This is a genomic window from Nocardia tengchongensis (assembly GCF_054781395.1).
Window position 1 is genome coordinate 188,228 of sequence record NZ_BAAGUM010000009.1, and the last position, 23,526, is coordinate 211,753.

At 70.4% G+C, this 23,526-nt stretch carries 18 protein-coding genes; 9 read left to right on the top strand and 9 right to left on the bottom strand.

What is annotated here, in order from left to right:
* Positions 1-3: 3 nt before the first annotated feature.
* Positions 4-873, bottom strand: a complete 870-nt coding sequence (locus ACYVKL_RS23895) for an oxidoreductase (protein ID WP_379168170.1) — start codon at positions 871-873, stop codon at positions 4-6.
* A 23-nt stretch (positions 874-896) separates the two neighbouring features.
* Entirely contained in the window at positions 897-2,555 is a 1,659-nt protein-coding gene (locus ACYVKL_RS23900) for a (2,3-dihydroxybenzoyl)adenylate synthase (RefSeq protein ID WP_379168171.1), read from the bottom strand.
* A 106-nt stretch (positions 2,556-2,661) separates the two neighbouring features.
* Between ACYVKL_RS23900 and ACYVKL_RS23905 the strand changes: the two genes are divergently transcribed.
* The 4 genes from ACYVKL_RS23905 (at position 2,662) to ACYVKL_RS23920 (ending at position 9,436) form a co-directional block, all read left to right on the top strand.
* Entirely contained in the window at positions 2,662-6,555 is a 3,894-nt protein-coding gene (locus ACYVKL_RS23905; protein ID WP_379168173.1) for a non-ribosomal peptide synthetase, read from the top strand.
* Positions 6,556-6,783: 228 nt separating this feature from the next.
* A complete protein-coding gene (locus ACYVKL_RS23910; RefSeq protein WP_379168175.1) occupies positions 6,784-7,665 on the top strand; it encodes an oxidoreductase in 882 nt (293 codons plus the stop codon).
* Positions 7,666-7,707: 42 nt separating this feature from the next.
* A complete protein-coding gene (locus ACYVKL_RS23915) occupies positions 7,708-8,070 on the top strand; it encodes a PH domain-containing protein (RefSeq protein ID WP_213558195.1) in 363 nt (120 codons plus the stop codon).
* 271 nt (positions 8,071-8,341) lie between these two features.
* The gene (locus ACYVKL_RS23920; protein WP_379168177.1) at positions 8,342-9,436 is read left to right on the top strand and encodes a 3-deoxy-7-phosphoheptulonate synthase; all 1,095 of its coding nucleotides are present in this window, start codon (positions 8,342-8,344) and stop codon (positions 9,434-9,436) included.
* A 124-nt stretch (positions 9,437-9,560) separates the two neighbouring features.
* On the opposite strand, the gene ACYVKL_RS23925 is transcribed toward ACYVKL_RS23920, so the two are convergent.
* Positions 9,561-10,142 (bottom strand): GNAT family N-acetyltransferase, encoded by a 582-nt coding sequence (locus ACYVKL_RS23925; protein ID WP_379168179.1) that lies wholly within the window; start codon positions 10,140-10,142, stop codon positions 9,561-9,563.
* A gap of 101 nt (positions 10,143-10,243) precedes the next feature.
* Between ACYVKL_RS23925 and ACYVKL_RS23930 the strand changes: the two genes are divergently transcribed.
* The 3 genes from ACYVKL_RS23930 to ACYVKL_RS23940 all read left to right on the top strand — a co-directional run bounded on the left by ACYVKL_RS23930 (position 10,244) and on the right by ACYVKL_RS23940 (position 13,152).
* Positions 10,244-11,173: a sigma-70 family RNA polymerase sigma factor gene (locus ACYVKL_RS23930; RefSeq protein ID WP_379168181.1), complete on the top strand. Its 930-nt coding sequence runs from the start codon at positions 10,244-10,246 to the stop codon at positions 11,171-11,173.
* 44 nt (positions 11,174-11,217) lie between these two features.
* Positions 11,218-12,402: a pyridoxal phosphate-dependent aminotransferase gene (locus tag ACYVKL_RS23935; RefSeq protein WP_379168184.1), complete on the top strand. Its 1,185-nt coding sequence runs from the start codon at positions 11,218-11,220 to the stop codon at positions 12,400-12,402.
* A gap of 105 nt (positions 12,403-12,507) precedes the next feature.
* Positions 12,508-13,152, top strand: coding sequence for a LysE family translocator (locus ACYVKL_RS23940; protein ID WP_379168186.1), 645 nt, complete (start codon positions 12,508-12,510; stop codon positions 13,150-13,152).
* Between the two features lie 48 nt (positions 13,153-13,200).
* Here ACYVKL_RS23940 and ACYVKL_RS23945 read toward each other — a convergent pair whose 3' ends face one another.
* The 3 genes from ACYVKL_RS23945 to ACYVKL_RS23955 form a co-directional block, all read right to left on the bottom strand.
* Entirely contained in the window at positions 13,201-14,604 is a 1,404-nt protein-coding gene (locus ACYVKL_RS23945) for a M1 family metallopeptidase (protein ID WP_379168187.1), read from the bottom strand.
* 74 nt (positions 14,605-14,678) lie between these two features.
* Positions 14,679-15,347 (bottom strand): DUF3239 domain-containing protein, encoded by a 669-nt coding sequence (locus ACYVKL_RS23950; protein WP_379168189.1) that lies wholly within the window; start codon positions 15,345-15,347, stop codon positions 14,679-14,681.
* 37 nt (positions 15,348-15,384) lie between these two features.
* Positions 15,385-17,043, bottom strand: coding sequence for a DNA repair helicase XPB (locus tag ACYVKL_RS23955; protein ID WP_213558187.1), 1,659 nt, complete (start codon positions 17,041-17,043; stop codon positions 15,385-15,387).
* 217 nt (positions 17,044-17,260) lie between these two features.
* On the opposite strand from ACYVKL_RS23955, the gene ACYVKL_RS23960 reads away from it, so the two are divergent.
* Both ACYVKL_RS23960 and ACYVKL_RS23965 read left to right on the top strand, forming a co-directional pair.
* Complete coding sequence (locus ACYVKL_RS23960; RefSeq protein WP_379168190.1) at positions 17,261-18,829, top strand: endoglycoceramidase I; 1,569 nt, start codon at positions 17,261-17,263, stop codon at positions 18,827-18,829.
* Between the two features lie 328 nt (positions 18,830-19,157).
* Positions 19,158-19,688: an LppU/SCO3897 family protein gene (locus ACYVKL_RS23965; RefSeq protein ID WP_213558186.1), complete on the top strand. Its 531-nt coding sequence runs from the start codon at positions 19,158-19,160 to the stop codon at positions 19,686-19,688.
* Positions 19,689-19,755: 67 nt separating this feature from the next.
* Here the strand turns inward: ACYVKL_RS23965 and ACYVKL_RS23970 are convergent, their stop codons facing one another.
* From ACYVKL_RS23970 to ACYVKL_RS23980, 3 genes are all read right to left on the bottom strand, one after another.
* Positions 19,756-22,029 carry a helicase-associated domain-containing protein gene (locus tag ACYVKL_RS23970; RefSeq protein WP_379168877.1) on the bottom strand — a complete coding sequence of 758 codons (2,274 nt, stop codon included), beginning with the start codon at positions 22,027-22,029 and terminating at the stop codon, positions 19,756-19,758.
* 301 nt (positions 22,030-22,330) lie between these two features.
* The gene (locus tag ACYVKL_RS23975; protein WP_213558185.1) at positions 22,331-22,516 is read right to left on the bottom strand and encodes a hypothetical protein; all 186 of its coding nucleotides are present in this window, start codon (positions 22,514-22,516) and stop codon (positions 22,331-22,333) included.
* Positions 22,517-22,682: 166 nt separating this feature from the next.
* Positions 22,683-23,315, bottom strand: coding sequence for a transglycosylase family protein (locus tag ACYVKL_RS23980; protein ID WP_379168191.1), 633 nt, complete (start codon positions 23,313-23,315; stop codon positions 22,683-22,685).
* Positions 23,316-23,526 lie beyond the last annotated feature (211 nt).

Below are 23,526 nucleotides of genomic sequence, written 5' to 3' on the forward strand. Positions count from 1 at the left end.
CCCTCAGATCGGGAAGTCGACGCCCGTCAGCCGCTCGGACAGCTCCCAGAGCTGCCGGGCGGTCTTCTCGTCGTGGGAGGCGGCGTTGGAACCGACCCGGGTGGGGTGGCCGCGCCAGTTGAACCGGTTCGGCCCATAGTAGGCGCCCGGCTCGATGTCGGCGGTCGCCGCGTACAGCGTTGGCAGCGCGCCCATCTCGGCGCTCTGCGCTACCAGCCGGTTGCCGAGCCCGACCAGCTGCTCGAGCACGTTCTGGGTCTCGCCGCTGATCTCGGTGGCGGCGTAGCCGGGGTGCGCGGCCACCGACAGTTTCGGTGCGCCGGTGACCGCCAGCCGCCGCTGCAGTTCGTAGGTGAACAGCAGCATCGCCAGTTTGGATTGCGCGTACGCGCCGAAGCGGGAGTAGGCGCGCCGCTCCCAGTTCAGGTCCTCCAGATCGATGCGGCCGATCAGGTGGGTGAGGCTGGAGGTGTTGACCACCCGCTCCGAAATCCGGTCCAGCAGTAGGCCGGTCAGCGCGAAGTGGCCGAGATAGTTGGTGCCGATCTGCAATTCGAAGCCGTCGGCGGTGGCGCGTTTCGGCACCGCCATCACGCCCGCGTTGTTCACCAGCACATCGGCGCGCTCGACGGTGCCGGCGAAGGCGCGCACCGAGGCCAGGTCGGCCAGATCCAGGGCGCGGATCTGGACGTTCCCGGGCATGGTCGCGGCCACCGCCCGCGCCTTGATCTCATTGCGGCAGGCCATGATCACCTGTGCCCCGGCGGCGGCCAGGGCCCGGGCGGTGGCCTCGCCCAGTCCGCTGGTCGCGCCGGTCACGATGACGATCCGGCCGCTCTGGTCAGGAATATCCGATGCGCTCCACCCGCCCATAGATGAACTCTATGACGGAACGGTCAGTGGCGCGCGGCAAGGGCCTTCTTGTCGATTTTGCCGACGGCGGTGACGGGCAGGGAAGCGGCCTGCCGCAACACATCCGGGAGTTTGTAGGTGGCCAGGCCGCGGTCGGTCAGGAAGGCCTTGATGTCGGGCAGCGACGGCAGTTCGCCCTCGGTCACCAGGACCACGCCCACCTTTTCGCCCAGGCCCGGGTCGGGCAGGCCGACGGCGGCCGCGTGCCGGACGCCCGGATAGGCGAGCAGGTGCTCCTCGAGCTCGTCGCAGGAGATGTTCTCGCCGCCCCGGTTGATCACGTCCTTGATGCGGCCCGACACGATCAGGTGGCCGCTGGGCAGCCGGCGCACCAGGTCGCCGCTGCGGTAGAAGCCGTCGGGGGTGAAGGCGCGCGCGTTGTGTTCGGGGGCACGGTAGTAGCCGCGCAGCGTGTAGGGGCCGCGGGTCAGCAGTTCGCCCTCCTCGCCGTCGGCGACGTCGCGGCCCTGCTCGTCCACCACCCGCACCTCGTCGGCGGGGGCGAGGGGGCGGCCCTGGGTGGTGCACACCAGATCGTCGGAGTCCGCGGCGCGGGTGTAGTTGAGCAGGCCCTCCGCCATGCCGAACACCTGCTGCAGCCGGACGCCCAGCGCGGGCGCCACCTCGCGGGCATTGACCTCGGCCAGTTTCGCGCCGCCGACCTGGAGCAGGCGCAGCGACGACAGGTCGGCGTCCTCCCATTCCACTGCCGCGCACCACAATTGGGCCAGCGGCGGCACCACGGCGGTGACCGTCACCCGGTGGCGTTCGATGGCGGCGAAGGCGCTCTCCGGGCTGGGGTCGGTGACGAAGGCCATGGACCCGCCGGTGGCCACGGTGCCCAGCACGCCGGGGCAGGCCAGCGGGAAGTTGTGGGCGACAGGCAGGGTCGCGAGATACACGTCCTCGGGACCGAGCTCGCAGACCTCGGCGCTGGCGGTGGCGTTGTAGACGTAGTCGTCGTGGGTGCGGGCGATCAGCTTGGGCAGGCCCGTGGTGCCGCCGGACACCAGCATGAGCGCGATGTCGGAGGCGTCGACCTCGGGGAGTGAATCACCGTCGGCGGGAATCGAATTCAGGTCGGTGAAGGGGCCGGGGTCGCCGAGCACCAGGACGTGGCGCAGGTCCGGGACGTGCGCGCGGACCTCGGCGGCCAGGGTGCGGTAGTCGAAGTCGCCGAGCCGGTCGGCGATGACGTACGCGACCGCGCCGGACAGCCGGGTCAGGTGTTCGATCTCGGCGCGGCGGTGCGCGGGCAGGGTGAGCACCGGGATGATCCCGGCGCGCAGCAGTCCGAACAGCAGCGGCAGGAATTCGGGGGTGTTGGGCAGCTGGAGTACGACGCGGTCACCCGGACGCAGGCCGAGGCGCAGGAATCCGTGTGCCATCTGGTCGGCGGCGTCATCGAGTTCGGCGTAGCTGGTCGCGGCGCGGCCGGGCTGGTCGCTCAGCAGGGCGGGCCGGGCGGGCCACTGCCGGGCGGTGTCGCGCAGGAGTTCTCCCAGCGGCCTGCCCGCCCAGTAGCCGTCTCGCCGGTACCGCTCGGCGAGGTCGGCGGGGAAGGGGACGAATCCGTCGCGATGGTCCGCGGGTGCGGTGCTTGTCACTGCTCTGACCTCTTGCTGGTAAGGGTGTCCTTGCATAGGTTAGGCAACCCTATCTCAATGGGTTACGCTTCTGCCGAACGACATCCGAATCCCCGGATCGGCCGTGCCCACCCAACCCCTCGAACAAGGAGTACCAGCGGAAATGGAGTCACCTCAGGGGCCGTCGGCGAGCATCGCCCGGGACGAGATCCGCACCGCCATCGCCGGTCACCTCGACCTCGACCCCGCCGCCATCGCCGACCACGACGACCTCATCCAGCTCGGCCTGGACTCCATCCGCACCATGAAACTCGCGGGCTCCTGGCGCAAACGCGGCCTGGCCGTCAACTTCGCCCAACTCGCCGCCGAACCCACGGTCGCGGCCTGGCACCTGCTGCTCGGCGGCACGGAACACGACGGCGCGGAGAACGGAAGCCCGGCGGAGGGCGGGGCGGACGTGCCCCTGGCGCACGACGAAGCGTCGGCCGCCGTGAACGCGGTTGCCGAACAGGGTGATTCGGGCGCGTCGAGCCCGACCGCCGAGTGGGTCGATGTCCGCGGCGCGGCGACTTCCGCGGACGCCGTGGCGCCCCTGGCGGACGACGGGACCCCCTTCGCGCTCGCTCCGATGCAGCACGCGTACTGGGTGGGGCGGTCGGACGGGCAGGAGCTCGGGGCCGTCGCGGCGCACCTCTACGTCGAATTCGACGGGGCCGGAGTCGATCCGGAACGGTTGGGGACGGCGGTCGCGGCGCTGGTGCGGCGGCATCCCATGCTGCGGACCCGGTTCCTGCCGGACGGCACGCAGCAGACGCTGGAGCGACCGGGCCGGGAGGTGTGGAGTGTCACCGATCTACGGGACGCCGATGCCGAGGCGGCGGAGGGGGCGCTGGAAGAACTGCGAGACAAGCGGACTCACCAGCTGATGGCGGTGCAGGACGGCCAGGTCGTCGACATCGCACTGACCCTGCTGCCGGCGGGCCGCACGCGCCTGCACCTGGACGTGGACATGCTCGCGGCCGACGCCATGAGCTACCGCATCCTGGTCGCGGACCTGGCCCGGCTCTACCACGGTGAGCAACTACCGCCGCAGGACTACACGTTCCGGCGGTACCTGGCCGAACACGCTGCTCCCGCACCGGAACACGCCGCCGACCGTGACTGGTGGCAGCAGCGGCTTCCGGAACTGCCCGGTGCACCGGAGCTGCCGCGCGCCACCGACGTCGTCACCCGCCCGAGTGCTGTCGTGGCCGCGGGTACCGCGTCGGGTCGTGGAACGACCGGCGAGCCGGGCCACGCCGCGCGCCCGAATCCCACGGAACGCGATGGTGCGCTCGGCGGCATGGAGAACCCGGACCGGAGCGTCGCGGGGGAGCGGGCGGCGCGAACCGTGCGGTTGCATCGGTGGTTGTCGCCGGAGGCCAAGGGGCGCATGTTCGCCGCGGCGCACGCCCGCGGGATCACCCCGGCGATGGCGTTGGCGTCGGTGTTCGCCGAGACCATCGGCGGCTGGTCGGCGCAGCGCCGGTTCCTGCTGAATCTGCCGCTGTTCCACCGGGAGCCGGTGCATCCGCAGGTCGACGGGGTGGTCGGCGACTTCACCTCCTCGGTGCTGCTCGAGGTCGATGTCACCGAGCCCGCCACGGTCACCGACCGCGCCCGCGCGCTGCAGCGTGAATTGCATGCCGCCGGAGCCCATTCCAGCTACACCGGCCTGGAGGTGCTGCGCGACCTGGGTCGCCTGCGCGCCGAACCGGTGCTGGCCCCGATCGTCTACACCAGCGCCATCAACCTGGGCGAACTGTTCGCCGACCGGGTCACCGAGACCTTCGGCGACCCGGTGTGGATCATCTCCCAGGGCCCGCAGGTGCTGCTCGACGCGCAGGTCACCGAGGTTCGCGGCGGCCTGCTGCTGAACTGGGACGTCCGCGCCGACGCCTTCCCTCCGGCCATGGTCGAGACCATGTTCACCCGCTACATCGACGCCGTCCTGCGGCTCGCGGGCGGCGATGAGTCCGTGGACGGCTCAGCGGAACCCGGCCACGCCACGGCGGATTCGGCGGGTGCTGTTGCGGCGGAGGACCGCACCGGCGAAGCGCCCGCTGCGGCCGGGGCTCCCGGTGGTGCGGGCTGGGAGGCCGAGGCGGCGGTGCGGATTCCCGTGGAGCAGGCGGTGGTTCGCACTCGCGTGAACGCAACGGATGGTCCGGTGACCGGTCGTGCGCTGCACACCGGCCTGTTCGAGTTCGCCGTCACTACTCCGGACGCGCCCGCGGTGCTCTGGGAGCCGGAATTCGGTTCGGCGGCAAGTGTTCTCACCTACGGCGAGCTGGCCGCGCAGGCGCTGGCGGTGGCGGGCGCGTTGCGGGCGGCGGGCGTCCGGCCGGGCGATGCGGTCGCTGTGCAGTTGCCGAAGGGGCCGGATCAGATCCTGGCTACCGTGGGCGTGCTGGCCGCGGGAGCGGTGTACGTGCCGATCGGTTTCGATCAGCCCGAGGGGCGGCGGGCCGAGATCCTGCGCACCGGCGAGGTGGTGGCCGCGGTGACGGCCGGCGGCGATGTGCCCGGGTTGCCGACGCTCGCGCTGAGCGCCGCGCGGCTGTATCCGGAGCCGCTGTCGCAACCCGTGCTCCCGGATCCGGAGGCCATCGCCTACGTGCTGTTCACGTCGGGCTCGACGGGCCGGCCCAAGGGTGTGGAGGTGCCGCACCGGGCGGCCATGAACACCATCGACGATCTGAACGAGCGCTTCGGGATCGGTGTGGATGACCGGGCCCTGGCCCTGTCGGCGCTCGAGTTCGACCTGTCCGTCTACGACATCTTCGGCCTGCTGAGCGCCGGAGGTGCGGTGATCGCGCTGGATGAGGGACAGCGCGGGGAGCCGGGACGCTGGGCGGAACTGATTCGGCGGCACCGGGTGTCGGTGGTCAATTGCGTGCCCAGCCTGCTGGACATGCTGCTGGAAGCCGCGGCCGGGAAACCTGTGGATAGTTTGCGCATGGTGATTCTCGGCGGCGACTGGGTGGATGTGGCGCTGCCGGGCCGCCTCGCCGCGGTCGCCCCGGACTGCCGGTTCGCGGGCCTGGGCGGCGCCACCGAGACGGCCATCCACTCCACCATCCGCGAGGTGGTGAATGCCGAAGTGCCGCAGGAGTGGTCGGCGGTCCCGTACGGCACGCCGCTGCGCAATGTGCGCTGCCGGGTGGTGGGCCCGTCGGGTCAGGACTGCCCGGACTGGGTCACCGGCGAGCTGTGGATCGGCGGCGAGGGGGTGGCCGCCGGGTATCGCGGCGATCCGGAGCGCACCGCCGACCGGTTCGTCACCCACGAGGGCGTGCGGTGGTATCGCACCGGCGATCTGGCGCGGTACCTGCCGGACGGCTGCCTGGAATTCCTGGGCCGCGCCGATCATCAGGTCAAGATCCGCGGCTACCGGGTGGAACTCGGCGAGGTCGAGAGTGTGCTGCGCGGCCTGCCGGGCGTGCGGCACGCGATCGCCGCGGTGGTCGGCGCGGCCGCGCCGAAACTCGCGGTGGTGCTGGTGGCCGAGGGCGGCGTCGCCCTGGACGTGCCGGTGCTGTTGGAGGCCGCCGCGAACCTGTTGCCCGCGTACATGATTCCGGATCGGGTCGAGTCGCTGGCCGAGCTGCCGTTCACCTCGAACGGCAAACCCGATCGCAAGGCCATCGGTGCGCTGCTCGCGGCGGGGGAGCGGTCCGGTGAATTCGTCGCTCCCCGAGGCGATGTCGAGCGCGCCGTGGCCGATATCGTCGCGACGGTGCTGGGCCGCGAGGGCGTCGGCGTGACCGACGACTTCTTCGCGCTGGGCGGCGATTCGGTGCTGGCCACCGCGGTCATCGCCCGTGTGCGGGACTGGCTGGACTCGCCGGACACGGTGGTCGCCGACTTCTTCGCGGCCCGGACCGTGGCGGGCCTGAGCGCCCGATTGCTGGACCGGGAGCAGCGGGCCGGCGCGGCCGGCCGGCTCGAGGAGGTGGCCCGCCTGTACCTGGAGGTCGCCGCCATGTCCGACGACGAGGTGCTCGCCCTGTCCTGAATAAGGGTGAGAGCTCTGTTTCCAGATCAGGGCCAGAATGCCCAGCAAACCCGCGAGTATCAGCGTGTCCATGGCGCTGACGCTACAGTTTGCGCAGGTCAAAAGGGTTTTAAGTGGGTTGGACAAGCCGCGCACGGTTGCTTGCTTGGTAGGGGGCAAATAGGAAGCGCCGGAACGGTTCGCGCCGACATCAGACGGGCGCGGCTCCGCGCCCCTAGACTCGACCCCGTGAGCGGCTGGGACATCTCCGACATCCCCGATCAAGCGGGCCGGACCGTCATCGTGACCGGCGCCAACAGCGGGCTGGGCGCGGTCACCGCGCGGGCGCTCGCGGGCGCCGGCGCGAAGGTGATCATGGCGTGCCGCAATGAGGTGAAGGCGCGGGCGGTGGCCGATCGGATCGGCCCGAACGCCCAGGTGCGCCGGCTCGATCTGGCCGATCTGGCCTCGGTCCACGAATTCGCGGATTCGATCGAGGGCGCCGACGTGCTGATCAACAACGCGGGCGTGATGGCGGTGCCGCTCAAGCGCACCGCCGAGGGCTTCGAAATGCAGATCGGCACAAACCATCTCGGACATTTCGCGCTGACCGGGCTGCTGCTGGACAAGATTCGGGACCGGGTGGTCACGCTGTCGAGCGGCATGCACGCCATCGGCCGCATCGATCTCGAGGACCTGGACTGGGAGCGCCGCTCCTATCAGCGCTGGGCCGCCTACGGGCAGTCCAAGCTGGCCAACCTGATGTTCGCGCGGGAACTGCAGCGCCGCTTGACCGCCGCGGGGTCGAGCAAGATCTCGGTCGCCGCGCACCCCGGCTATGCCGCCACCGATCTGCAGGGGCACACCGAGTCGCTGTACGACACCCTGATGTCGATCGGCAACCGGCTGTTCGCGCAGAGCGCCGAAATGGGCGCGCTGCCATCGTTGTTCGCCGCCACCGCCGAGGTCGAGCCGGGCGGTTTCTACGGCCCGACCGGGTTGCGCGGCATGCGCGGCTATCCCGGGCCGAGTCCGTCCAGCGCCGCCTCCAAGGACGAGGTGACCGCGCGGCGGCTGTGGGAGCTGTCCGAGCAGCTGACCAAGGTCAGTTACCCGTTCACGCGTCGCTGAACTGAAGTCCGGGAGCATCGCTGAGTCGAAAGGCGCGGGTTGGTGAGCATTCCAATCGATCGACGGGATCAGTTCGAGAAGATCCAGCAGGGTCTGCTGCAGGGTGAGCAGATCCTGGCCGTGTACGACGCCATCGGGGTGGGCACCGGATTCCTGGGGCTCACCGACCGGCGGGTCGTCATCCAGGACAACTCGTTCGTCGGGAAGAAGATCGCGATCACGAGCATCCCCTACGGGCGGATCTCGAGCGTCAGCATCCTGACCAACAAGTCGTTCGCGGGCCAGTTCTTCTCCTCCGGCCACATCGCGATCAGCACCGGGCACCACACCTACGAGGTGGAGTTCCGCGGCGACGACAAGACGCGGCACGTGCACGACGTGATCCTGCATTACATCCTGCGCTGACCGGGGCGGCATCCGGTGTGATCCGGGGCTTTCCCAACTGGTGGGAAGCCCATCCCAGCAACCGTGTCCTACGCCACACGCACGAAATCGGATCTCTGGTACAGTCCCAGGCATGCAGCGTCAGTATTTCTGGTTTAGCCAGCCGGCCCCGGGTGGGTCGTGCGGCGTGACCTCGCGCTGACATCCTCCACCCCGAGCCGGACGAAATCAGACCGGCTCCAAGGGGTTTCGCAGTTTCTCCGTGGGTCGGCCTGGGACAAGGAAACCACCCATGACCACCACCGCCGATCTCGAACGGCACGCCGATCTCGATGACCAGCGCACGCTCAGTGTCAGCCCGCTGAGCTCGCCGCGCGAGGTCCGTGCCGCCCACCCGATCGACGACACCCTCGCCGACACCGTCCGCGCCGGCCGCAAGGCCACCGTCGACGTGCTCAACGGCAGCGACGACCGCCTCATGGTGATCGTCGGCCCGTGTTCGGTCCACGATCCCGAAGCCGCCATGGACTACGCCCGCCGGCTGGCCGCCAAGGCCGCCGAGCTGGACGACCGCCTGCACGTGGTGATGCGCGTCTACTTCGAGAAGCCGCGCACCACGCTGGGCTGGAAGGGTCTGATCAACGACCCGCACCTGGACGGCAGCTTCGACATCAACACCGGCCTGGACCTGGGCCGCCGCCTGCTGGTCGACATCACCGCGCTCGGACTGCCGGTGGCGTGCGAGTTCCTGGACCCGATCACCCCGCAGTACATCGCCGACCTGGTCGCCTACGGCGCGATCGGCGCCCGTACCGCGGCCAGCCAGGTGCACCGGCAGCTGTCCTCGGCGCTGTCCATGCCGGTCGGCATCAAGAACGGCACCGACGGCGACGTGCAGGTCGCGGTGGACGGCGTGCGCGCCGCGGCCGCCTCGCACGTGTTCCCCGGCACCGACCTGGACGGGCGTTCCGCGCTGATCCGCACCGCGGGCAACCCGGACTGCCACGTCATCCTGCGCGGCGGCAGCAACGGCCCCAACTTCGACGCCGCCTCCTGCTCGGAAGCCCTGCTGCGGCTGGAGAAGTCGGCGCTGCCGCAGCGCCTGGTGGTGGACGCCTCGCACGGCAACTCCAACAAGGACCACAACAAGCAGGTCGACGTCGTCACCGATCTGGCCGAGCGCATCGCCGGCGGCGAGGACACCGTGGTCGGCCTGATGATGGAGTCCTTCATCGTCGCGGGCCGCCAGGACCTGACCCTGGGCAAGCCGGAGGAGCTCACCTACGGCCAGTCCATCACCGACGCCTGCATCGACTGGGACACCACCGTCGCCCAGCTCGAGCGCCTCGCCGACGCGGTCGCCCAGCGCCGCGTGGGTCGCGCGTAGTCCGGCGGCGAGCAGACCCGCACCCGGCCCGTAGCGATTTCGCCTCGCGCTGAACGAGTCCGGCGTGCACACTGAGTTCGGCCCACACCCAGTCCGGCGGGTGTGGGCCGAACGCTTTTCCGGGTCAGACGTCCGCGGGCCAGTCGGGGCTCGGGGTGCGCGGATCCGATCGCAGCCGGCCCGCGACCCAGATGTCGCGGCGGACGCCACGCTGCACACCGCCGCCGCGGATCAGGCCTTCGTATCGGAAGCCCGCGCGGCGCGCCACGGCGGCGGACGGATGGTTGCCGGTGAAGGCCCGCCACTCCAGGCGCTCGAAGCCGAGCCCGGCCGGATCCAGACCGGCCGTCGAGACCAGCCGGGCCGCCCGCGTCATCAGGCCCGCGCCGCGCGCGGTGCGGGACAGCCAGAAACCGATCTCCGCGGTCTCGTCGTCGCGACGCGGATAGAGCGGGCTCAGGCCGATCATGCCGACCACCGGGCCATCCGCCGCCCCGCGCAACGCCCAGGTGGGGCTGCGGGCGGCCCAGCCCGGGCCGACGATGTCGTAGACGAATTTCTCGGCGTCGGCCCGGTGATACGGGACCGGCATGGTGGTCCAGGCGCCGATCGAGGGTTCCTGGCAGAGGGCGGTGATGGCGTCGATGTCGGAGACGGCGGGCGGCGACAACCAGACCGTGCCGTCCGAGAGGAATTCCGCGTCCATCCGGCCATGCTGTCACGGAATCGGGCACGGGCGTTCGGTAATTTGCCGGTACAGACAGGTCGGTGACGGGGCTGTCGGTGCCCGGCCGTAGCATCGAAGAGATGGTTGCCGCTCTCCTCGCCGACTTGTTCGAAACGCATCGGCCGCATCTGGTCTCGGTGGCCTACCGGCTCACCGGCAGTGTCAGCGATGCCGAGGACGCGGTGCAGGAGAGCTGGTTACGGCTCGCGGTGGCCCGGCAATCCGAGATCCACGACCTGCGCGCCTGGCTCACCACCGTGGTCAGCCGGCTGTGCCTGGACCGGCTGCGCAGCGCGGCCGTGCGGCGTGAAACCTATCCGGGGCAATGGCTCCCGGAGCCGGTCGTCTCCGCCGTGACACCCTCCAGCACCCCCGATCCGCTGGCCGTCGTGGTGCGCAAACAGGAGTTCCGCTTCGCCGCCCTGGTGGTGCTGGACACGCTGACGCCGCCGCAGCGCGTGGCCTTCGTACTGCACGACGGCTTCTCGGTGCCGTTCACCGAAATCGCCGACATCCTGGACGTTTCCGTGGACGCCGCGCGCCAGCTGGCCACCCGCGCCCGCAAGGCGGTGACGGCCGCGCCGGAACCGGTCGCCGACGCCGAGCACGAAGCCGCTGTGCGGCAACTGCTGTCGGCGCTGGCCGCCGGGGACATCGAGGCCGTGGTGGCCGCGCTGCACCCGGACGTGCGCACCGTCGGCGACGGCGGCGGCAAGGTATCCACGGCCGTCAATGTGGTTGCGGGCGTGGACAAGAACGTGCGCCTGTGGCTCGGACTGTGGCGCCGCTTCCAGCTCACCGGCGACGTAACCCCGGGCCGCGAGCTGGAGCCGGTTCTGGTCAACGGACAGTTCGGCATCCTCGCCCGGGCCGTCCCGGCGCGCGACGGCGACGCCGGCAGCCCGCAGCGGGTGTACGCCTTCACCGTGCGCGACGGCCGGGTGTGGGGCGTCTACGACGTGGTCAACCCGGACAAGATGGCCGGACTGCGGCTGTCGCCTGTGGGCTGAATCACCGCCGTCGGCCGTTCCCGGCCATGGATTAGGCTCCGGACATGCCGCGCATTCCGACCGTCGCCCGTCTGCAGCCGTTCGCTTCGACGATCTTCGCCGAGATGACCGAGCTGGCCGTCCGCCACGGCGCGGTCAACCTGGGCCAGGGCTTTCCGGACAGCGACGGCCCCGCCGGCATGCTCGAGGTGGCCCGGCAGGCCATCGCCGACGGCTTCAACCAGTACCCGCCCGGGCGCGGCGTACCCGCCCTGCGGCAGGCCATCGCCGCCGACCGGGCCCGCCGCTACGGCACCCACTACGACCCCGACACCCAGGTGCTGGTCACCGTGGGCGCCACCGAGGCCATCGCGGCGACCGTGCTCGGCCTGGTCGAGCCCGGCGACGACGTGGTGCTCATCGAGCCCTACTACGACTCCTACGCGGCCGCCATCGCGCTGGCGGGCGCGCGCCGCCGCACCGCCCGGCTGGTGCCCGACGGCGACGGCTTCGCCCTCGACCTGGACAGCCTGCGCACCGCCATCACCCCGAAAACCCGGCTGCTGCTGGTGAATTCACCGCACAACCCGACCGGCACCGTGCTCTCCCGCGCGGATCTCACCGCCATCGCCGAACTCGCCATCGAACACGACCTGTACGTCATGTCCGACGAGGCGTACGAGCACCTGTACTTCGACGGGCACGAGCACATCAGCCTGTCCACGCTGCCCGGCATGTTCGAGCGCACCATCGTGATCTCCAGCGCCGCCAAGACTTTCAGCGTCACCGGCTGGAAGATCGGCTGGGCCTGCGCGCCCGCCCCGCTGCTGGACGCGGTGCTGGCCGCCAAACAGTTCCTCACCTTCGTCGGCGGCGGACCCTTCCAGCCCGCCGTCGCCCACGCCCTGAACAACGAGCAGCCCTGGGTGGCCGCGCTGCGGGACACCCTCTCCGAGAAGCGACTCCGCCTCTCCGCCGCGCTCGCCGAGGCCGGTTTCGGCGTGAAACGCAGTGACGGAACCTATTTCGTCTGCGCCGACATCACCCCGCTCGGCGCGTCCGACGCCTACGACTTCTGCCGCGAGCTCCCCGAACGCCTGGGCGTGGCCGCCGTCCCGGTCAGTGTGTTCGCCGATGACAAGCCTGCCTGGAACCACTTGGTCCGCTTCACCTTCTGCAAGAAGGAAGAAACGATCGCCGAGGGTGTCCGCCGCCTGCGCGCCGGACACCACGCGGACGCGGTCCGATAACCCGCGGTCCGCGCCCGGGCTGAGGGTTCGTGGCCTGCTGTTCGCGGTCCAGTCGGTGACGAGTGGCCCGCGACAGCGGTGCGGCTGGGCCGGAGAATCGGTCACGTGATCGAGACGAGTGCGGTGCTGGGAGTGGCGGCCGCGGCGCTGGGGCTGGTGCTCACGCCGGGGCCGAACATGATGTATCTGGTGTCGCGGACCGTGTCGCAGGGACGGCGGGCCGGGCTGGTGTCGCTGGGCGGCGTGGCGGTCGGATTCGGGGTGTATCTGGCGGCCGCGACGGCCGGGATCACCGCGGTCTTCGCCATGGTGCCCGCGCTGTATCTGGCGTTGAAGGTGGCGGGCGCGCTGTACCTGGTCTATCTGGCCTGGAAGACGCTGCGGCCGGGCGGGGTCGCATCGTTCGCGCCGACCGAGCTCCCCGCGGATCCGGCCCGCCGGCTGTTCGCCATGGGGCTGGTCACCAATCTGCTCAACCCCAAGATCGCCATCCTGTACATGGCGCTGATCCCGCAGTTCGTGGTGCCCGCGCACGGGCGGGTGTGGTTGCAGAGCCTGTCGCTGGGCGCGGTGCAGATCGTCATCGCGGTCACCGTGAACGGGCTGATCGTGCTGAGCGCGGGCGCGGTCTCGACCTTCCTGGCGCGACGGCCGCTGTGGCTGCGTGCGCAGCGGTACGTCACCGGCACCGTGCTGGGCGCCATGGCCGCGCTGGTGCTGTCCGACCGCACCCGGCCGCTGCCCGCCTGAACCGATCGCCCGCCGGCGAATTGCGGCGGGCCCTCCGTCCGCGCCGGGTCAGGCGCGCAGCGGGCCGGGATAGAGGAACTCGTCGGCCGGACGGTCGGTGCGGTCCAGCCAGGCGGCCAGGAACCCGGTCAGATCGACCGGCGAGCGCGATTGCAGGAAGGTCCGGAACTCCGGCATCGACGCGTTGCCGTACCGGTGCGCCATGACGAAATCACGGACCGCGGGGAAGAAGGCGGCGTCGCCCATGGTCCGGCGCAGCGCGTGCAGGAACAGCGGCCCCCGGTAGTAGACCGCGGTGAATTCGCTGCCCTCGCCGGGGTTCTGGAGCGCGATCTCCCAGAACTTCGGGTCGTCACGGTATTTCGCGACCGTGTCGCGGTAGTCGGCATCGACGTCCTTGCCGTCCTTGCGTTCCGGCCACAGGTAGTCGGCGGTGTAGCTGGCGAAGCACTCGTTCAGGCAGATGTCGGACCACTGCTTCACCGACATGGAATCGCCCCACCACTGGTGGGTGATCTCGTGCACCACGGTGCCCAGGTCGGTCCAGGGCGCGTAGATCGGGCGGGACTGGGTCTCCAGCGAGAACTGCAGTCCGGTGTCGACGTAGAGGCCGCCCGCGGTGTCGAACGGGTACGGGCCGTACAGCTGCTCCTGGAAGTCCAGGATCTCGGGCAGCCGGGCCTCCAGGTCGCGCCCCTTGGTCGCGTTCGGCGCGAAGGCGCTCAGCAGCGGAGTTCCATTGGCGCGCCGCTGTTCCAGGAACTCGAACCGGTCGACGGCGATGGTGGTCAGATAGCCGACCACCGGCTGGCGCATCTCCCAGGACACGGTCCGGTTCGCGCCCTGCACGGTGTCGGACACCTTGTCGCCGATCGACATCACCTCCCACTCCTGCGGCACCGTGGCGTGCAGCGTGAAAGTCGCCTTGTCCAGCGGCGTGTCGTTGAGCGGGTACCAGCTGCTCGCCGAATGCGGTTCGCCCGCAACGAAAGCGCCGCCGCTGGGCGAGAACACCCAGCCCTCGCCCTCGGTGCCGGTCACCTCACCGGCGTACTCCACCTGCACGGTGAACGGCAGGCCCGGGAGCAGCGGAATCAGGGGGGTGACGACCAGTTCGTGCTCACCGCTGCGGTCGAACCAGGCGGGCAGGTTGTTGACCGTCACCTTGGAGACGGCCGGCCCGCTGTAATCGAGGTCGAACACCCGCAGCGCCTGGGTCGCGACGGCGTCGACGCGGGTGGACCCGGTCAGCTGATGGGACGGGGGATCGTAGGAGAGGGTGACGTCGTAGTGGCCGACGTCGTAGCCGCCGTTGCCGTCCATCGGGTAGTAGGGGTCGCCCGCCCCCGGCGCACCGGCCAGTGGATCGCTCGAATCCGCGTGCGCGGGAATCGCATTCGCGCCCGCGAGCAGTACCGCCCCCGCTACCGCGTACCGCCAGTTCCAAGCCATGCGCTCCAGCCGCCCCTTGCTCCGCAGGAAAACCCGACCCGTCGATGGTAATCGGCTCGTCCGGCGCGGATCGTTCAGCCGCGCAACTCCTCCGGCAGTTGCCGGGGGTCCAGCAGCAGGCGCTTGGCGTCGGCCCCGCGCACCTTGGTGGCCAGGTCCAGGTTGTCGGTGAGCAGTTTCCACTCGACCTCGTGGATGGCCTCGCGGGCGCGTTCGATGATGTTCAGGTCCCGGGTGCCCCACGCGATCGGCATGGCGCTCACCGTCTGCCACAGGTCGCCGACCGGGCCGGGCGCGCGATCCACGCGCACGGTGACGGCGGGCACCCGCTCCCCGGTGCGGGCCCGGTGCCCGGGCAGGGACCGGACCGTGCGGGTCACCAGCGCGTACCGGGGGCCGGGGGTGTTGGGCTTGGCCAGATCGACCAGCGCCAGCAGGGTGGCCCCGTTCCCGTTGGTCTCCGACACCACCGCGGGCACCAGGGCGCCGGCCGCGTACAGCTTGTCGACCCGGCCGCGATGCGGCATCCAGTACCCGATGAACGCCGCGGTCACCGCGGCGGCCAGGAACGCCACCGCCAGCAGCCAGGACCACGGGTGGTTCACCCAGATCAGGAACGCGGTGCCCAGTCCCAGCCCGGCCGCGGCCGTGAACGCCCAGATCCGTAGTCGTCGCAGGTACGCGACGACCTCGTTGACCGCCCGGGCATGGTCGCGGTCCACCGCGAATTCGAAGCGCCGCACGTACGTCCCTCCCGCCTTATGGAGGCTCTTCCTCCACTTATCCTATCGTTGGCCCCAGCAGGTCGTCCGCATCGGTGATGCGATAGGCATACCCCTGCTCGGCCAGGAAACGCTGTCGGTGCGCGGCGTACTCGGCGTCCAGCGTGTCACGCGCGACCACCGAATAGAAGTGAGCCTGGCCGCCGTCGTGTTTCGGTCGCAGCAGCCGCCCCAGCCGCTGCGCCTCCTCCTGCCGGGACCCGAAGGTGCCCGAAACCTGCACGGCCACCGACGCTTCGGGCAGGTCGATGGAGAAGTTGGCCACCTTCGACACCACCAGCACCGGAATCTCCCCGCGGCGGAAGGCGTCGAACAGCTCCTCGCGCTCCTTGGTGCGGGTGGAACCCTGGATGACCGGCGCGTTCAAATGCTCGCCCAGCTCGTCCAATTGATCCAGGTACGCCCCGATCACCAGGCTCGGCGCATCCTTGTGCCGGGCCAGAATCGACTCCACCACCGGCAGTTTGGTGCGCGCGGTGGAGCACAGCTTGTAGCGCTCCTCCGGCTCGGCGGTGGCGTAGGCCATGCGCTCGGCATCGGTCAGGGTGACCCGCACCTCGACGCAGTCCGCGGGCGCGATCCAGCCCTGCGACTCGATGTCCTTCCACGGCGCGTCATAACGCTTCGGGCCGATCAGCGAGAACACGTCGCCCTCGCGGCCGTCCTCGCGCACCAGGGTGGCGGTCAGTCCGAGCCGGCGGCGCGACTGCAGGTCCGCGGTCATCCGGAAGACCGGCGCGGGCAGCAGGTGCACCTCGTCGTAGATGACCAGGCCCCAGTCGCGGCTGTCGAACAGCTCCAGATGCCGGTACTCGCCCTTGGTCTTGCGCGTGATCACCTGATAGGTGGCGATGGTGACCGGGCGGATCTCCTTGCGCTCACCGGAGTATTCGCCGATCTCGTCCTCGGTCAGCGAGGTGCGGGCGAGCAGTTCGCGCCGCCACTGCCGACCGGCCACGGTGTTGGTGACCAGGATCAGCGTGGTCGCCTTGGCCTTCGCCATGGCCGCCGCGCCCACCATGGTCTTGCCCGCGCCGCAGGGCAGCACCACCACGCCGGAGCCGCCCGCCCAGAACGAGTCCGCGGCCAGTTCCTGATAGTCGCGCAGATGCCAGTTGCCGGTCTCGAAGTCCAGGTCGATCTGGTGCGCCTCGCCGTCCACGTACCCGGCGAGATCTTCCGCGGGCCAGCCGACCTTGAGCAGCATCTGCTTGATGCGGCCGCGCTCGGACGGGTGCACGATCACCGTGTCGTCGTCGATGCGCGCGCCCAGCATCGGCTGAATCTTCTTGTGCCGCAGGATTTCCTCCAGCACCGCGCGATCCAGGCTGACCAGTACCAGCCCGTGCGCCGGATGCTTCATCAACTGCAGCCGCCCGTAGCGGGCCATGGTGTCGACGATGTCGACCAGCAGCGGCTGCGGCACCGCGTACCGGCTGAAGCTGACGAGAGCGTCCACCACCTGCTCGGCGTCGTGGCCCGCGGCCCGCGCGTTCCACAGGGCGAGCGGCGTCACCCGATAGGTGTGCACGTGCTCGGGCGCGCGTTCCAGTTCCGCGAACGGCGCGATGGCCTGCCGTGCTGCTCCGGCCGACTCATGATCGACCTCCAACAGCAGCGTCTTGTCACTCTGCACGATGAGTGGACCGTCGGTCACGACACCTCCTGGGTGAGTCCGGGCCCGAAACGGGCCTCAACCATTCTCCAGGAACCCACCGACAATGCCACGTGACCTGCGTCCTGTGCCCTGGCAAGGCGCCGGGAAACCGGGGTGATTCCGTCAAAACGGTCAAGACCAAAGTTTTGGTGGCTACGATCACTCGAAACTTGGACGCTTGTCCATATGGCTTATTGACCTGAGAGAACTGAAAAAGATGCAGAGACGCTGGATGCGCGGGCTGCTCGCCGCAGCCCTCGCGGGCGGGGTGATGGCGCCCGCCGCCGTCGCCGACGCCGCGCCCACCGCCGCGACCGTCACGCGGATTCACGCCGACGGCGCACGCTTCGTGGACGACAGTGGCCGGGTCGTGCTGCTGCACGGGGTCAACAATGTCGACAAGGAGCCGCCGTACCTCAACGCGGGGGACGGGCTCACCGTCACCGCCGACGATGCCGCGCTGCTGGCCGGACACGGCTTCAACACCGTCCGGCTGGGCGTGTCCTTCGACGCGCTGATGCCCACCAAGGGCGTGGTCGACACCGCGTATCTCGATCGGGTCGCCGGTGTCGTGGACACCTTGGCCGAATACGGGATCCACACCGTGCTCGACAACCACCAGGACGGGCTGTCGAAGGTGTGGGGCGGCAACGGTTTTCCGGAATGGGCCATCCACGCCCGGCCCGGCGCCGGCGAACCGAATGTCGGCTTCCCGCTGTACTACCTGATGCCCAGCATGAACGCGGGCTGGGACGAGGTGTGGAACAACTCCTACGGCGCCCTCGACTACCTCGGTGACGCGCTCGGGGCGCTCGCCGCGAAGATGAGCGGCCACCCCGGGGCGATGGGCATCGAACTGCTCAACGAACCCTGGCCGGGCACGGCGTTCCTGTCCTGCTTCCCCAACGGCTGCCCGGGCTTCGACGTCAAATATCAAGCGGCCATGCAGAAGCTGACCGACGCGGTGCGCGGCCGCAACGGCGACCTCATGGTGCTGTGGGAACCCAACGTCACCTGGAACGAGACCATGCCCAGCAACCTGGGCAAGAACCCGCCGATCAGCGCGCCCGACATCGCGTTCGCGCCGCACGACTACTGCGTGCCCAGCCAGCTGGCCATCTACATGAACCTGCCGACCTTCCTGCGCGGGCTGTGCCCGATGCAACAGGACAAGACCTGGGGCAATATCGACGCCCTCACCGCGCGCACCCAGCTGCCGACCCTGGTCACCGAATTCGGCGACGGCGACGCGACCGTGCTGCGCAATACCCTGATCCGCGCCGACGACCGCTTCGTGAGCTGGCAGTACTGGACCTACACCTCGCGGTTCGGGGCCGGCGGGCCCAAGCCCGACCCGTTCCTCGGGGATATCGGCAAGCAGCTGGTACGCACCTATCCGCGCGCGACCGCGGGCACGCCGGGCCGGATGATCTTCGACCCCGACACCGGCGACTTCGCCTACCGCTACACCCCGCGCGCGGGGTCCGGGCCGACCGAGATCTACACCTCGGATGTGCACTACCCGGACGGGTACGCGGTGCGGGTGGACGGCGGCCACGTGACCTCCGCGGCGGGTGCGCGGGTGGTGACGGTGGAAGCGGACGCCTCGACGCCGGTCACGGTCTACGTCAACCGGCCGGGCTCGAAGGGTGCGACCGTGCCCAGTGGTCCGATCGGGACGGGCTCGGCCAGTGGTTCGGCGAGCGGGTCGGCGGGCAGCGGCTCGGCGAGCGGGTCGGCGGATTCGGGTTCCGGGAGTGGTTCGGGGACCGGTTCGGCCCGGTAATGCGTGAAAGCTATTGCCGCGCTTGTGTAACGAGCGGGGCGCGGGAACCGACACCCCGGCAAAGGGGCGCTATTGGTCACGCGCCCAGTTTGTTCTCTCGAGAGGTAACCAATCGTGTTGTACTTCGGCCTGCCGATGCTCAGTACCCTCCCCACCCTGCTCATCAACCTCTCGTGGCTGGGCATGCACGGCCTGTCGATGCTCCCGCACCACTGAATCGGTGATGTCGTCCGGACATAACCCGCTGTCTGATGCGGGTCCGGGCGGCACACGGGTATTCTCACCGCGTTCACAGCCGTGAACGGTTCGGTGAGAAAGGTTTTCGCTAGTGAAGTTCGCAGGAACGAGGACGCTGGTGCGCCTCGTGCTCGCCCTCGTGGCGGTGGCCGTAGCCGTACTGGCCGTCTCCGGCTGTTCGATGCTCCAGAACGCCAGCAAGTCCGACACCGCCAAATCCAAGGTGGGCGACTGCATCAACGTGATCGAGGGCTCGGCGACCGACTCCAAGACCGCGCCCGTCGACTGCTCCGACCAGAAGGCCGTCTACAAGGTCGCCGCGGTCTCGGACAAGAAGGCCGACTGCAAGGAAGAGCAGACCTCCTACGAGGAGACCCTCAACGGCGGCACCACCGCCTTCCTATGCCTGAGCCCCAACTTCAAGAAGGGCGCCTGCTACAACGAGAGCCAGACCACCGGCTACAAGTTCGTGGCTTGCACCGCCCCCGAAGCGTCGTTCAAGGTGATCGACCGGATCGACGGACAGGCCGACGAATTCGCCTGTGATGCGAGCACCGCCATCGGCTTCCGCATCATCCCCGACCCCAAGACCACGTTCTGCCTGGGCAACCCCAAGGGGTAAGTAGCCCAACTCTCGGAGCCCGGTGCGCGGGCGGCATGACGAATGCCGTTCGGGTGCCGGGCTTTTCCTATTCGACCAGGGCGACCGAGGCGATGCGGTGCAGAGTGAAGTGGCGGACCGCGCCGGTCACCGGGTCCAGGGCGTCCAGTTGGCCGCCGCCGACCTTGAGGGGTTCGACCACGCGCTGGGAGGCGACGCCCTGGGCGTCCACATAGCCGATGTGGACGCGGCGGCGGGTGCGGGCGGCCAGTTGCAGCAGGTTGAGCGTGGCCTGGGTGCTGGTGCGGGAGCCGTCGGAGCGGACCGCCTGCCCGGCCCGGGCGTGCGCGGCGCGTTCCCCGGCACGGAGTTCGGCCACCAGCGACTGCAGTTGCTCGGTGCTGGGCGGGTTGGGCCGCCAGTTCGGATGCGGGCGCTGCCGGGCGGGCAGCCGGGCGCCGCGCGGCCGCAGGTCGACGATGGTGCCCGCGGAATCCTCGCCCGCCGGGCTGAAACCGGCCGCGCGCAGCCGCTCCAGCACCTCGCCCAGCGGGGCCTGGGAGATGGCGACCGTCGGAGCCACCGCGCGCAGGGCCAGTTCACCCGCGACCGGGGCGGCCAGCACCTCGGCCAGCAGCGCCGGATCCTCGCTGCGCACGAAACTCTGGGCCATGCCCGCGCGCAGCCGGCCGTGCCGGCGGGCCACGTCGTCGATCAGGTAGGTCAGCGACTGGGGGACCGGGGTGCGGGAGTGCGTGGTGAACAGGTGATGCAGTTCGGCGGCGGTCGCCCCGGCGTCCAGGGCGCGGCGCACCGAGGTCTCGCCGATGCGGTAAACCGTTGCCGCGCCCGCGGATTCGACGTCGGCGACCATGGCGATCCGGTCCTGGAGTTCCGGCACCAGCGGGCCCGGCGCGATCACCGTCAGATCCGCCTGCACCAGTACGTGATCCACCGGCGCGGGCAGCGCGTTCGCCATCTCGGATTCGGCGTCCTCGGGGCTGCCGTGCAGCAGCGCGCGGCCCGCGGAGGTGACCGCTCCGCGCGCCATCAGCCCGAGCGCCTCGGCCTCGGCGAGGGTGCTGCGCACCGCCTCCAGCCGGTAGTGCCGGCGGCGGCGGGGCTCCCGCCAGGCCAGGATGCGGCCCAGGTCGGCGGCGGAAACCTCGGTGCCGGGCGGGAATTCGGCCAGCAGGCTCAGTACGGCGTGCCGGTCGCGGACGGCGTAGACGGTGCGCAGTTCCGCCGACAGCGCCGCCAGGGGTTTGTCATTGGCGTCGCGCAGCCCGATCATCCACGGCAGCCGGTCCAGCTCCAGCCAGGCCTGCGCCAGCACCGTCCAGCGGCGCGGCGGCACCACGGCGAGCCACGCGTCGGAGGTGGTGGTGGGGGTCCAGAAGTCGTCGGTGCCGTCGCCCTCGGGGGCGGGTTCGGGTGTGCCCTTGTCGATCAGCCGGGCCGCGGCCAGCAGCTCGGCCAGCAGGCCGAGGCGGTCCTCGTCGATGCCGGTCTGCTTGGCGACACGGCGCAGTTCGCGCACCCCGAGGCCGCCGGAACGCAGCACGGGCGCGGGCGCGCGACCCAGCACCTCCAGCACGGAGGCGCTGTGCCGCAACAGTTCTCCCACCTCACCCGCGGCCACCGCGTTGATGTCGGCGGGGGCGTGCTTGATGGTGTCGGGGTGCGGGGCGGCCAGCGCGTGCGGATCGGTGACCGGCTCGTTGCGCAGCACCTGGCCCACCGAGACCGGCAGCTCCACGGTCTCGTCGTCGATCCAGTTCAGCAGTCGCTGCGCCAGCAGCCGCTGCACCGGCCGCTCGGCCGGGGTGCCGGGCGCGGCGTCGCGGGTGCGCCCGCGCGGGCCGGTGCTCGCCAGCTTGTCCAGCAGGGCGCGTTCCTGCGGCGTGGCCGCGGCCAGGGCCGCGGTGATCTCGGGTTCGGTGAGCGCGTCCGGGAGTTCGGTGGTGCTGCCCAGCGGCCACGGCAGCGCCTCCTGCGCGGCGGGCGTCACGCGCAGGCCGGTGTCGGGGCCCCACACCAGGGCCCGGGCGCGCAGCTTGGCCAGCGCCGCGTTCACGGGCGTGGCGGGCACTCGGTCCGAGAGCAGCTTGCGCAGGGTCTTGGCGGGCAGTGGCGCGCCGTGGCGGCCGTCTCCGGCGCCCTGCACGATCAGGGTTTCGATGACGGCGAAGTCGAGGGTGTTCAGCTCGTCGCCCGCCCGCAGCACGGAGGCGCGCTGCTCGGTCCGGGCGGCCAGCACGGCCATCGAGGCGGGCAGCGGCACGGCCAGATCGGGGCGCAGCTCCAGCAGGGTCACGAGTTCGTCGTCGGCGCGCTTGGCGAGCCACTCGGCCAGAGTCAGATCCGCGCGGGCGGCGGCCGCCTTCTTGGCGGGGCGAGCGGCCGGATTCGACGTGGCATCGGCGGCCTCGGCCGACGTGGCATCCGCGGAATCGGCGGGCGTGGCCTCGGAATCGGCGGGCGCGTCGGTGGCGCCCGTCGGGGTGGGGGTTTCGGTCACTTCACCCGATCCGTCGGGGAGTGCGGGCGCGGTTCAGCGACCGCCGCGGCGACCAGGCGGTAGGCAGGGCCTGGAATCGTAGGCGCGGCGGCCGCCCGGGAACGAGCGCCGTTAACCGCATGGTTGTCGGTCGAACCTCGGATCAGCGGTTGACGATGGTGTGCGGGTGCACGTAGGGCAGCTGCTCGACCGGGAGCGGGAACTCCATGTCCTCGCCGTAGGGCGAGAGTCCACCGGAGCGCGTCGAGGAGAGCTCGGTGACCGCGTGATCGCCGTTGGTCTCCGGCCAGCCATTGTCCACATAGGGCTTGTTCGATTTGTTCACCACGAGCTCATTCTGGCATGCGCCCCCATCGGCCGCCCGCCCCGGCACCCGGAAGTTCGCGCCCATCATGGCGTTCCGTCAGCAACCTGCGGTCAATCCTCGCGAACACCCCGGAAATGACGAATGCCCCGCATCGTCGATGCGGGGCATTCGGGGAAGCACTGGGCTGTTACTGGGGCAGCAGGCCCTTGTTCGCCTGGAAGAAGTTCACGACCGTCGGGTCGAGCTGGGTGCCGTTGGCCTTGGTGGCGTTGAGGAAATCCAGTGCGGGCTGCGGGATCTGGATGCCCTGCTGCTGGGCGACCGCGATGGCGCGGTCCACGGCCTGGAAGACTTCCTGCGTGCCGTTGGTTCCGGCGCCGGGACCCGCCTGCTGCGGAGCCCACTGCGGGACATCGGACGCGGCGGGCGCGGGAGCCTGGCGGGGGGTGGCGGAGCTGGAGAGGCCGAGGCTCGAGGAGCAGGCGGGCCAGGCGCCCCAGCCCTGCGTGGCGAGCACCTTCTCGGCGACCGCGATCTGCTGGTCGCGGGTGGCCTGGTTGGCGGTCGGGGCGTATTCGCCGCCGCCGTGGGCGGTCCAGGTGCCGGGGGAGAACTGCAGTCCGCCCTGGAAACCGTTGCCGGTGTTGATGCCCCAGTTGCCGCCGGCTTCGCACTGTGCGAGGCGATCCCAGTCGGAGTCGGGTGCCGCGCTGGCGTTCCCTGCCATGGCCACTCCTGCGCCACCCAGGGCGATGCCGGTCAGGGCAACCTTGGCGACGGTGCGGCCGGTGTTGGTCGGCTTGCGATGGCGTCCACTCATTTTCGGGTCTTTCCTCTCGTACGCGCTTGCGAGGCCGACTACCGGGGTCGGACTGAGAGGTCGTCCGGCCCGGCGCACATAGCGTGCGCTATGCCTCGTCTTCGCCCCTTGTTCCAGTTGGGGGTCCGTACCCGCGGGGCGAAGTTCGGTGCGGCGGGCCGGTGGCGCCGGGCTGACCCGGCTGGTGGAGAACATTACGACGCCCGCCGGG